The following is an 11,701-nucleotide window of genomic DNA, read 5'->3' as shown; positions in this document are numbered from 1 at the left end:
CCGGCGAACCCTCACCCTCGCAGCCTGATTCGATCCCCCTGACCCACCGACACAACCACACAGCCAGAGCTTCCCTGTCGCATCCGACCTCCCGTCGGGACCGCGCACGAAAATTGACAACTCCATAGTGTGAGGCGAAAGGTGCTGTCGCCCAAATTGTCTGGGCGACAGCACCGTCCCTGGGCTCATTCGGTCGCGGCGGTCAGTCGACCATCTCGACCGTGGTGATCCGGTGGAGTGAGAACCGGTGCTCGTCGTCGCCGCCCGGCTCGACCGCGATCACCTGACCGGCACCGATCAGCCGGGGGACCACAACGTGACGGCTGGCGAAGCCTTCTGCGTTGACGTATCCCAAGCGCACCGTGCTCTTGGAGTTGAGGGCTTTCTGCAGCAGCGCGGTGGCAGGCAGACCGCCGCCGGTCACTGACGAACCGCCCTTGCCGGGGCCGACGAGTGTGGCGGAGTTGGCCGCGTCCTGGGAACGCATGTGGGTCAGCACCGCGCCGAGTCGCTCTCGGCTGGGCAGCGACAATGACGGTTTGCGCGCGCTCTGGCGTTCGCGCGGCGTGGGCAGCCGGGCTCCCCGGAACCGCAGGTCGACCAGTTCACCCGTGGCGTCCTCGCCGGCCGGGGCGAACCCCGCGGCCCGGAGTTGGTCGAGCACGTCGATCAACGTCTCGGAGGTCACCGCGACGGTGGGCGCGAGCGCCCGCAGCGAGAGTGACTCGGCCACCGGGGAACTCAGCACCGCGGCCAAGGTGGTTGGATCCTCGCATCGGATGAAGGAGCTCGCCACGCCGACGCGGAGTTGTCCGTGCTTCCGGGCGACATCGTCGATCAGATAGGAGATCGACTGTGGCACGGGTGTTTTAGAATGTGATGTGAAGAAGGCGAGCAATTCGGTACCGGTCCGGCCGGCGTCGAGAGCGCGCCGGACGGATGCCTCGGACACCCGGTACACCGATGCTGCACCGCCGGATTCGAGGTCGGCGACGAGGCTGAGGTCGGCGGTCAGTTCGGGTGTCAGCGGACCCGGAGCCGTGATCGTCTGATCGGCCTGGGCCAGGAAGAAGTCGATGGGCGCAGGAATGGACCGCGCCATCGCGGCGAGCGTGTGTGTCTCGACGTCCTCGGCGCTGCCGGCCGCGACGATCTCGCGGCCCGCAGACGTCAGTGCGCCATGGGCAACCAGCCCCAATGCCTGTGCTTCGGACAGTGTTTCGGCAATCGTTGCCTGGGACAGCCGGCGGATCCAGCGGGGATGGCGCCAGGCTATCTGCCTGCCGAGTGACGTGGGTGTGACGGCGGCGCCGGGCTTCGCCTCGGCCAGTGCCTGCAGCACCAGCATTCGTTCGGCGCGTGCGGCACCCTCCGGAATCGAACCGACGAGTGCGCCGATGATCGTGCCCTCCGGGGTCCGGTCACCGATCTGCCAGGGGCGGCGGTGCAAATCGATCCACGCCGACGCGATCGAGAACCACCGTCGTTCGGAGCTCTGATGGATCCAGCTGTCGGCGGATGTTGTTGGTGCCCACGACGGTTCCAGGCCGTCGGAGATGTCGGGCACGGGGAAACCCGAGTCGATCAGGCGCAGGCCCGACAAGACCTCGAGTACCAGGCCCATCCGCTTCTCGTCGACGGACACGACCTTGGTGAGGCGGCGGATCTCCCGCACACCCATCCCGCCGGCCCGAAGGACCGTGGCCGGCTGCGCGCCGAGGGCCTCGAGCGCATCGGTGCTGTGCCGCAGGAATTCCAGGGCTTCGCCGGCAGCGGCAGCATCCACCTCGCCGAGCCCGATCTTGCGTCCGCCTGCACCGGTCAGTTCCGGCGGACGCAGGGGAGTGGGTTCTGCCGGTTCTTCGTCGCGCAGCAATTGTCCGATCACCACGGGCAATTCGACGGTCTGGTCGTCCACCACCACCAGCATGTTCTGGGCGATGAGCTGGGGGACCGGACGATTCGAGTCCGGTCCGAGCGCGGCGTCGCGGGTCCGCCCCAAACCGGGGCCGGTGGACAGGGTCGTGAGCAGGTCGCGTTCGCGTTCGCCGAGTCGGTCGATCTTCTCGCGGATCGATGCGAGGTCGAGCAGATTGATGGGTGCGGTCGCGAGCGCCGAGCGCCACGGCCACGCGGCGGGCATGTGTGGCCCGGTCTGCAGGGCATCTGCCGGACCCCAGATGAGTGCCAGCGCCGCCAGCGAATCGATCCGGGCGCCGATCGCGGCGGTGTCGGCACGCTCGGACAGTGCTTCGGTGATCGCGGCGGCGGTGACGGCGCCACCGCCGGAAGCCCGGCGCAACGCACCCAGGGTTTCCAGGACTGCCACCGACAGGACGTCCAGATCCTCGCCGCAGCGGTTGATCGAAGCCGCCGACAACGCCCTCTGCGCGAGGACGGCGACGCCCGGCGGGGGCGGGCTCGCCAGGTCGGGCCGGGCCTGCAGCAGATCAAGCAGGAGTTCGTCGCTGCGCGCGGCGAGATCGTCGGCCAGGCTGATTGGCTGGTCGGGGCTCATCCAGTAGATGATATGCGCGGCGGTCATGGCACAATTACCGCCGTGGCTGAAAAAGAGAAGTATGTGGACAACGGTTGGCCTGTAGTTCCTGACGGCGAGCACGCCGTGAGTGAGTTCGCGTCCAATCGCTCCGGATCGCTGTCGCCCTTCGGTGACGTCACCTTCCCGCTCGACGCGGCCGATCTCCCATACGTACATCCCCGCACCACGGTCAACCGCTGATCGGTGGGTGATCCCACGCCATCGCAGCGCCTGACCCATCTCGATGAGTCGGGAGCAGCAAAGATGGTCGACGTCGGAGGCAAGGCCGCGACCACCCGAAAGGCTGTGGCAACCGGCACCTTTGTGACCACCGCTGAAGTGATCGGGCTGTTGTCGTCGGGTGGGTTACCCAAGGGTGACGCGCTGGCGACGGCCCGGATCGCCGGGATCATGGCCGCCAAGAAGACCCCCGAGCTGATACCCCTGTGCCATCAGGTCGCGCTCAGTTCTGTGGGTGTCGACTTCGAACTCGGTGAGAGCACCATCGAGGTGCGGGCCACGGCCGTCACCACCGATCGCACCGGCGTCGAGATGGAAGCGTTGACCGCGGTCGCGGTGTCCGGCCTGACCCTCCATGACATGGTCAAAGGGGTCGACCCGCGTGCGCAGATGACCGACATCGGACTTCACGAGAAGACCGGTGGCAAGAAAGGTCATTGGAAGCGCGATGATGTCTGAGCCCGGCCCGCGACGCACTGCCGCGGTGATCGTGGCCTCGACCCGTGCTGCAACGGGCGTGTATCCGGACCGTTGCGGCCCCATCATCACCGGCTGGCTGATCGAGCGTGGCTACGAGGTCGGCGACCCACGGGTTGTGCCCGACGGAGACCCGGTGGGCGAAGCGCTGCGCGCCTCGGTCGCCGCCGGCGTCGCGGTTGTCATCACCACCGGCGGAACCGGTCTGACGCCCACCGACCACACCCCCGAGCAAACTGCCGCGGTGATCGATCGCGCGATACCCGGCCTGGCCGATGCCATCCGGCGCAGCGGACTGCCGAAGGTACCCACTGCCGTCCTCTCACGTGGCATCGTCGGTACTGCCGGACGCACCCTGATCGTCAACCTCCCCGGCTCCAGCGGAGGCGTGCGCGACGGACTCGAGGTACTCGATCCCGTTCTTACCCACGCGATAGATCAGATCAACGGAGGTGATCACTGATGGCAGCCGTGGTGGCCCTGGCCGCTGTAACAGAAGAGCCCCTGTCGACCGCCGAACACGAGCAGCTCGCGATCGATGCCGCCGACGGTACTGCGGGCGCGATCGTGAGTTTTGTTGGTGCCGTGCGTAATCACGATGGAGGCCGAAACGTGGCCGCGCTGAACTACAGTGCGCATCCCACCGCGGCCGACGTGGTCGCATCAGTGGTTGCCGACGTCGCAGCCGCCGCCGAAGGTGTTCGCGCTGTCGCGGTGTCGCATCGCGTCGGCAACCTCGCCATCGGCGACGCCGCGCTGGTGGTCGCCGTGGCGGCGGATCACCGACAGGCAGCATTTGCCACCTGCGCGCTGCTCGTCGACGAGGTCAAGGCGCGGCTACCGGTCTGGAAGCACCAGATCTTCGCCGACGGCACCGACGAATGGGTGGGTTCCGCCTGAGGTCCCACCGGGCGGTTGCCGCCAGGTTTTGACCGGATACAACAATCGGCGCGACGGTGATCGATTCACCATCGCGCCGATTGTCATGGCCGGGATCTGCTACTTGGCCGCGGCTTCCGCGATCTGCGGGACCATCTGGTCGACAGCCCACTCGAGGCTGGTGGCCGACGGGAAGGCCAGCGCGGCCGGGACCGACTCGGTCTTCGGGATCTCCACGACGGCACCACGTTTGACCGCGGGCAGGTTGTTCCACAGCTGCTGGTCGGTGAGCGCGCTCATCTGCTCGGCGGTATCCGGGAACACGATCAGTACATCGGCGTCGAGGCTCGGGAGGCTCTCATAGCTGACCTCTGTCCGGCCACCGTCGCAGGGGACGCTCTGGGCGTAGTCGGACAGCACCATGCCCAGCTCCGTCATCACGCGGCCGAGATTGTCATCGGCCGAGCACAGGATGTAGACGCTCGCCGCAGACGGCGTGATCAAGACGTTGAAGGTCTTGCCCTTGAGTGCGGGGTTTGCCGCCGCGGCTTCGGGAAGTATCGACTCGGCAGAGGCGATGACCTCTTCGCCCTTGGCCTCGAGCCCAACGGCTTTGGCGACCTTCCGGGTCGAGTCCTGCCACGAGTCACCGTTTGCCGCCGTCGAGTACGACACGATCGGTGCGATGTCCTTGAGGGCGGTGTACGTCTGATCGACGAGTCCGTAGAACGCGGTACCGACCATCAGGTCGGGTTCCAGGGCCAGGATCGATTCGAGGGTCGATGCGTCGGCGGTGCTCAGGTTCAACTGGGGCGTTCCGGCCGGATACTTGCCCTCGGCCCAGGGGAACAGGCCGGTGTTGTTGGTCGTCGCGTTGGTCTGCACGCTGGTGGGGATGGCGATCGGGGTCACGCCGAGAGAGAGCAGGATGTCTGCATCGGTTGGGCTCAGGGCCAACACCCGCTCCGGCTGGGACTCGATGGTGACGTCTCCGTAGGCGCCGCTCACCGTGACCGGGAACGCGCCTGACTCCGAACCGGAGTTCGACTCCGAGGCGGCCGCGGTTTCCGTCGCCTTGCGCGCGTCGTTCGTCTGACTGGCATCACTGTCGGACCCGCAGGCCGCCAGCAGCGGAATGATCACCACACCGGCAGCAACGGCGCCGATCAGGCGGTTGCGCCACTGCACACTTCTCGACCGTCGCACGGACGTCATACTTGTTTCCTGTCGCTCATCGTGCTTCCACACGCCGTCCTAAAGTAAGGCTCACCTTAACACTGACGATTTCGGTGGCGAATAGGTTCGCAGGCGACCCAGTACCGCGGCGCCGATCAGGGCGATCACGAACAGAATGCCGCTGTAGACGGTCACGGCGGTGGAGGCCGCCATGAAGGAGCCGACCGCACCGGCGAGCAGGGCGCCGATCGACAGGCCGGCCACCTCTTGTGCGGCCCAGAGGCTGTTGACCCGGCCCAGGAGCGGGGCCGGGGTGTTGATCTGGATCAGGTTGTAGCGCAGTACTTCCTGAATGGTCGTGGCGGCACCGAAAGCGATCAGCAAGGGGACGGCGAGCAGGACCGTGGTGGTCAGACCCACCGCGCCCTGGAGGACGAACCCGATGGCCAGCGCCGACATCAGCACCACACCGGGCCGACGCAGGTGGGCCATCCAACCGCTGGTGAACGACGCAATGACCGCGCCTACCGCGCCCGCAGCGAACAGGATGCCGGTGGTGCGGGAATCCCCGTCGAAGACTTCGTCGACGAATCCCGGGATCAATGCCACCAGGCCGCTGCCGATCATCGCGATCACGCCGATCGCGATCACTCCGCCGACGAGGCGGTCGCGGCGCAGGAACTGCAGGGCGGTCTCGTTGATCGGGGTGCTGTCTCGGTCGGCGGCGGCGTCTTTGTCGGACGGTTCGTGAACGGGCACGGGAAGTGAAGGAAGCCCGGACAGGATGAGGATCGTGATCACGGTTCCGATGGTCGTGATCCAGTAGTTCCACGAGACCGACCATGCAGCGATGATCAGGCCGGCCAGGATGGGGGACAGGACCGCGCCGAGGCGAACGGTCAATGCGTTGATCGCGCCCACGCCGACCATCTGGTCGGACGGTATCAAGCTGGGGATGACCGCCAGCAGCGCCGCGACACTGATCGATCCGAATGCACCGTTGATCACGGCCAGGATGATGATCGCGGTGACCGACGGCGAATCGAGGATCGCGTTGACCCCCAGACCGGCGAAAGTCAGTCCGGCCATCGTCCGAGAGAAGAGGATCAGGGTTCGGCGATCGTAACGGTCGGCGAGAATTCCGCCGGCCAGCATTCCGCCGATGGTGGCGATGCCTTCGACCGCTGCCACCAAACCCACCAGGAATGTGGAGTCGCTGAGGTCGTAAACCTGAATGGGTACCGATACTGTCAGCATGCCGATGCCCAGCAGGGAGATCGTCCGCGCGATGAAGATCCGACGAAAGTTCACGCTGTCGCGGAGCGGCCGAAGATCCAGGAATACCCGGCTCCCGGTGGCGGTCGTTTTGTCTTCTGTCACGGATCAGTACCTCTCAGGTGGCGCGTGCCGATTCTCGCGATCAGCAGTCCGGTGGTCATAGAGCAATCATGTTTGGCTACCCTAAGGCGAACAGATCGTATCGCAGTGTTGTGCGCAACAACCCAACCGAAGGGACCCAGCTGCCTTGAGTACCGAAGGACTCGTGCCACCGGAGCTGCTCGAGCTTCCCGTGGTCCTGCGCCATCTGCACGTTGTCCGGGTTGTGGATATCACTCCTCATATGCGGCGGGTGACCCTGGGCGGTGAGCAGCTCGGAGCGTTCCGGGCCGAGGGGTTTGACCTGACTCCGTTCGTGACCCACAACCCCGATGACTTCGTGAAGCTCTTCTTCCCGGATCCGGAAACCGATGTGCTGACGTTGCCCGAGCAGGACGACGGTCACCTGGACTGGCCGCGACGTCCGGCGCCGACGCATCGGTCCTACACGATTCGTCGTTATGACGAGGCCGCCGGTGAGCTGGACCTGGACTTCGTGCTGCATGGCGACGGCATCGCCGGCGAGTGGGCCCGGACGGTTCAGCCCGGCGAGAAGATCCACGTGGCTGGGCCGCGAACGTCCACGGTCCCACCCAAGCGTGCGGCCTGGTGGATCCTGGCCGGTGACGAAACCGCGCTCCCGGCCATCGCGCACTACCTCGACGCACCGCCTGCCGATACTCCGGTTTTCGCGTTTGCCGTGGTGCCCGACGCCGCCGATGAGCAGGCCGAGGTCGAGGGCATCACGTGGTTGACGCGTCGTGACGGTGTCAGCGACGGTAAGCAACTCGCCGACGCGATCGGCGAGCTGTCCCTCCCCGAGGGCGAGGGCTGGATGTGGATTGCCGGTGAGGCCGGGACCGTGCGAGAACTGCGCGCAGTTGCGAAAGCCCTGGGGGTGGACAAGTCGATGCTCGACGCCAGTGGTTATTGGCGCCAGCCGGTCACCGGTGGTGTTCTCAAGCGCGTTCGCACATTGCGGGCGCAGGCCACCGAGACGCTCGCCGGCCGAATCTAGCGCCGCGAAGCCGGGCTACTGATCACCTCCCGAGTAGGCACTGAGAGAATGGGCAGGCTACCCTAAGGATTTCGGCATCATCGGGAAAGTGAAGTAGCAATCGTGCAGTTCCGCCAGCAGGTTCTGCGGGTGTCCAGCGCCGCCCAGAACGTCCTTCTGGCGCAGGCGCTTGCGCCGGACAACCCGACATTCGTTGTCGGTCAGTTCTTGCGGATGACCGGGCCGCTGGACGTCGACCGACTGACAGCCGCCATCGACGCCACCCTGGGTGTCCTCGATGTCGCGGCGGCCAGGTTCGTTGTCGACGCCGACGGGGCGTCGATGACGCTGGGTCACGACGTGGCCGCCACCGAGGTCGTCGATGTCAGCCGAGCCGTTTCGCCGGAATCGGCCGCGCGGCGGTGGGCGAACCAGCGCCACTCGGTCCCGATCGATCCGTCGTCCGAACCCTGTGTGCGCGCAGCGGTGCTCGTGCTGGATGCGAACAATCACCTGTTCCATCTGGCTGCACACCACGCGGCGATGGACGCCTTCGGAATCGCGCTGCTGATGCGCAAGATCTCGGCTGTGTACGACGGCGCAGCACCCGTCCCGATGTCCGTCGAGGACGCGGTGGACGACGACCGTCGATACCGCGCCGGTGACCAGTTCGGACCGGACCGGGACTTCTGGGCGGTCGAACTCGCCGGATCTGCTCCCGCGGCGTCGCCGGCCCACCCGGAAGCCGGCCCGGCGACCATTGCTTCGGCCGTGCGGACCGAGCGAATCATGCTGGCACCGACCGTGGTCGAGATGCTCAACCACGGCGCAGAGGCGGTCGGCAGCACATGGGTCGAAGCCCTCGGAGCCGCTGTTGCCGGATTTGTGGCCCGCGCGACCGATCGCGACGAGGTGATCCTCGGGTTCCCGGTGATGTCGCGAATGGGAACTCCTGCGACGAGGATTCCCACCACGTCGGTGAACGTGATCCCACTTCGGGTGTCCACACCCCGCTGCGGCGGGGTCGCGGGTTTGATCGAATCCTTCAAGGATGCGCGGTCGCGCACCGGTCCGCACGCGCGATACCGCGGGGAAGACATCGCGCGCACGGTGAGGTCGGCCGGATCCCAGCCGATCGTCGGGCCGTCGATCAACATCAAGCCCTTCGGCGACCGAGTTCGATTCGCCGGATTGAACGCCTCGGTCGAGTCCCTGTCCCGGGGGCCGGTGACCGATATGAGCATCACCGCGCAGCGCAACGATTCGACCGGTGCGCTGGAGTTGGTCATCGATGCAGACGCGCAGCGGTACACGGCGACAGAACTCGCTGCGATCGGAGCGCGTCTGGCCGCGTTCATCGCTCGTTTCTCGCAGGGCGCGTCGGACACCCCACTCGGCCGGCTCCCGGTTGTCACGGATCACGAGGCCGCCGGTCTTCCAGTGGGGGGACCACCCGCCGAGTTCGACGCGAACACAGATGTGCTGCAACTGATCCGACAGGCGGCAGCGCGCACACCCGACGCGATCGCCATCATCTCCGGCGACAGCGCGCTGCGCTACGGCGAACTGATCGACCAGGCTGACCAGCTCGCAGACCGCCTTCGGGAGCAAGGGGTGCGCGCCGGAGACCGGGTTGCACTGCTCCTGCCCCGCACACCTGTGCTCGCCGTCGCCCTGCTCGCGACGCTGGCCGCGGGTGCGGCCTATGTCCCGCTCGACCCGAGGTTCCCCGCCGACCGGCTGGAATACATGCTCGGGCACAGTGATCCGCGAAGCATACTGAGTACCACGGATTGCGCAGACGTCCTGTCGGAGCAGCAGCAGGTGCGCACACTGGTCCTCGACGCGCCGGCAGACGAGGTGCACTGCGACCCGACCGGCTCCCCCCGGGGATCGGCCGTGGTCCCGCGGACGCCGGATTCCCTTGCCTACGTGATCTACACGTCCGGATCGACCGGACTACCCAAGGGCGTCGCCATCGCTGACCATGCGATGACGAACCTCGTTCGCGACATGAGCTCCCGTTTCGGATTCGGTCCGCAGACGGTGATGTTGGCGGTCACCACGATCTCCTTCGACATCGCTGTGCTCGAGTTGTTCTCTCCGTTGATCTCCGGTGGCGCGGTGGTGCTGGCCTCCAACAACGAGATCCAGGACCCGCAGGCATTGGCACACCGGATCGATTCCGCCGGTGTGAACGTCATGCAGGCGACACCGGCGTTGTGGGCCGGGTTGCTCACCCTCGGTCGGTCACTCGATCTGCGGGCGGTCGACGTCCTGGTGGGCGGCGAACCGCTACCCGAGTCCGTCGCGGACGAACTCGGAGCTGCGGCACGCAGTGTCTGGAACATGTACGGCCCCACGGAGACAACTGTGTGGTCGGCAACGGCGAACGTGAACTCGGGCGCCGACATCACCATCGGCAGGCCGATCTCCAACACGTGGGCGTACGTCCTCGATCGCAGCGTGCAACGGGTTCCGGTCGGTGCGATCGGGGAGCTGTATCTCGCCGGCGACGGTGTCGCGGCCGGATACTTCGGCCGACTCGATCTGACCGCATCCAGGTTTGTCGCCGATCCGCATCGGCCGGGCGCTCGGATGTACCGCACCGGTGATCTCGCCCGATGGCGACCCGATGGCCGACTCGAATGCCTCGGACGTACCGACGATCAGGTAAAGGTCCGCGGCTTCCGGGTCGAGCTGGGCGACGTGGAATCCGCGGTGGCTTCGCTGGCCGGAGTGGATCGGTGTGTGGCACGGGTCATTCCGACGTCGACGGGCGGCCGGCTGGTCGCGTACATCCGGGTGGGGGCAACTCCCGCGCCGGATCAGTCAGCGATGCGCGACGAGCTGCGCCGGGTGCTGCCCGAGTACATGATTCCGGCGGCCGTACTCGAAGTGACCGAGTTTCCGCAGACACCCAACGGGAAGCTCGATCGTCACGCCTTGCCCGCGCCGGACTTCTCGACGATGGTCACCAGCACCAGGGAGCCCACGGGCGAGACCGAGGTCGCGTTGTGCGCCGTTTTTGCGCAGGTGCTCGGCCTGGATCGGGTGGGCGTCGAGGACGACTTCTTCGGCCTCGGCGGTGACAGCATCGCTGCGGTCCGGGTGGTGGGCGCCGCCGCCCGACGTGGGCTGGCACTGACCGCGGCGCAGGTGTTCGACTCGAGAACCGTTGCGGTACTGGCGGAGTTTGCCACCGCGGCTCTGGCGCCGGACCCTGATCCGCCCACGGCGACGGGCAACACCCGTGATCGGGTGTCGCCCGAAACGGCGGTGTTCGCCGGGCTGTCGCAAGAAGAGCTGGACGACTTCGAGGGTGAAGGAAACCTACTGTGACATCAGGATCGCGACCCGGGGGATCGTCGACGCTCGAAAACGTGGTCCCGCTGACGCCGTTGCAGGAGTCGCTCGTCTACCAGTCCACCAACTCTGTTGGAACTGACCTGTATTCGATTGTCCTGGCGGTTCCACTGCGGGGTGTGGTCGATGCGGACCGTCTGCGTGCTGCCATCACCGACGTGGTGAATCGGCAGCCGAGCCTGCGAACCGGATTCGCCCGGCGTAAAAACGGTGAGCCGGTGGGGCTGGTCCGGTCGTCGTCCGATTTCGCATGGCAGCAGCGCGATGATTCCGGGCTGAGCGACTCCGAGCAGGCGGACCGGCTCACCGAACTGGTGGCGGCAGAACGCGCCTACCGTTTCGACCTCACCGCACCACCGCTGCTGCGGGTGACGCTGGTGCGTACCGGCGCGCAGCAGGCTTCCGTGGTGCTGACGGTCCATCACCTGATCTCCGATGGATGGTCGCTGTATCTGCTGCTCACCGAGGTACTGCGCGCATACTCCGGGGATTTGCCGGACCAGGTCGAGGCCCCTGGGTACTGGGGTTTCCTCAAGTGGATCGCAGCCGACCAGAAGTCGGGACAACGTCTGGAAGCGATCTGGAAGCCGGAGCTGGCCGGACTCGCCGCCGGCACACTGCTCGCCGGCGACCGATCGTCTGCCACCCGG

At 66.6% G+C, this 11,701-nt stretch carries 10 protein-coding genes; 7 read left to right on the top strand and 3 right to left on the bottom strand.

The features are described from left to right. Positions 1-202: 202 nt before the first annotated feature. Positions 203-2,545: a helicase-associated domain-containing protein gene (locus tag VIQ49_RS10510; RefSeq protein ID WP_331884154.1), complete on the bottom strand. Its 2,343-nt coding sequence runs from the start codon at positions 2,543-2,545 to the stop codon at positions 203-205. Positions 2,546-2,560: 15 nt separating this feature from the next. Here VIQ49_RS10510 and VIQ49_RS10505 point away from each other — a divergent pair, with 15 nt between their 5' ends. The 4 genes from VIQ49_RS10505 (at position 2,561) to VIQ49_RS10490 (ending at position 4,156) form a co-directional block, all read left to right on the top strand. After that, on the top strand, positions 2,561-2,740 hold the full coding sequence (locus VIQ49_RS10505; RefSeq protein ID WP_331884152.1) for a hypothetical protein: 180 nt from the start codon (positions 2,561-2,563) through the stop codon (positions 2,738-2,740). A gap of 63 nt (positions 2,741-2,803) precedes the next feature. Beyond that, positions 2,804-3,238 carry a cyclic pyranopterin monophosphate synthase MoaC gene (moaC, locus tag VIQ49_RS10500; RefSeq protein WP_331884159.1) on the top strand — a complete coding sequence of 145 codons (435 nt, stop codon included), beginning with the start codon at positions 2,804-2,806 and terminating at the stop codon, positions 3,236-3,238. Beyond that, positions 3,231-3,719, top strand: coding sequence for a MogA/MoaB family molybdenum cofactor biosynthesis protein (locus VIQ49_RS10495; RefSeq protein WP_331884157.1), 489 nt, complete (start codon positions 3,231-3,233; stop codon positions 3,717-3,719). Before moaC ends, VIQ49_RS10495 begins: the two co-directional genes overlap by 8 nt. Beyond that, entirely contained in the window at positions 3,719-4,156 is a 438-nt protein-coding gene (locus VIQ49_RS10490; protein WP_331884150.1) for a molybdenum cofactor biosynthesis protein MoaE, read from the top strand. Before VIQ49_RS10495 ends, VIQ49_RS10490 begins: the two co-directional genes overlap by 1 nt. A 99-nt stretch (positions 4,157-4,255) precedes the next feature. On the opposite strand, the gene VIQ49_RS10485 is transcribed toward VIQ49_RS10490, so the two are convergent. After that, positions 4,256-5,350, bottom strand: a complete 1,095-nt coding sequence (locus VIQ49_RS10485; RefSeq protein ID WP_331884147.1) for an iron-siderophore ABC transporter substrate-binding protein — start codon at positions 5,348-5,350, stop codon at positions 4,256-4,258. Between the two features lie 51 nt (positions 5,351-5,401). Continuing rightward, complete coding sequence (gene entS / locus VIQ49_RS10480) at positions 5,402-6,691, bottom strand: enterobactin transporter EntS (protein WP_331884145.1); 1,290 nt, start codon at positions 6,689-6,691, stop codon at positions 5,402-5,404. A gap of 145 nt (positions 6,692-6,836) precedes the next feature. Between entS and VIQ49_RS10475 the strand changes: the two genes are divergently transcribed. From VIQ49_RS10475 to VIQ49_RS10465, 3 genes are all read left to right on the top strand, one after another. Beyond that, a complete protein-coding gene (locus tag VIQ49_RS10475) occupies positions 6,837-7,706 on the top strand; it encodes a siderophore-interacting protein (protein WP_331884142.1) in 870 nt (289 codons plus the stop codon). 102 nt (positions 7,707-7,808) lie between these two features. Then, a complete protein-coding gene (locus tag VIQ49_RS10470) occupies positions 7,809-11,027 on the top strand; it encodes an amino acid adenylation domain-containing protein (RefSeq protein ID WP_331884140.1) in 3,219 nt (1,072 codons plus the stop codon). Further along, positions 11,024-11,701, top strand: a 678-nt coding sequence (locus tag VIQ49_RS10465) for a condensation domain-containing protein (RefSeq protein ID WP_331884137.1), incomplete at its 3' end; no start/stop codon positions are given. The genes VIQ49_RS10470 and VIQ49_RS10465, both read left to right, overlap by 4 nt.

This window comes from Williamsia sp. (genome assembly GCF_036566845.1).
GTDB lineage: Bacteria > Actinomycetota > Actinomycetes > Mycobacteriales > Mycobacteriaceae > Williamsia.
Note: the sequence above shows the minus strand (reverse complement) of the source record. Positions and strands in the feature narration are given on the sequence as shown.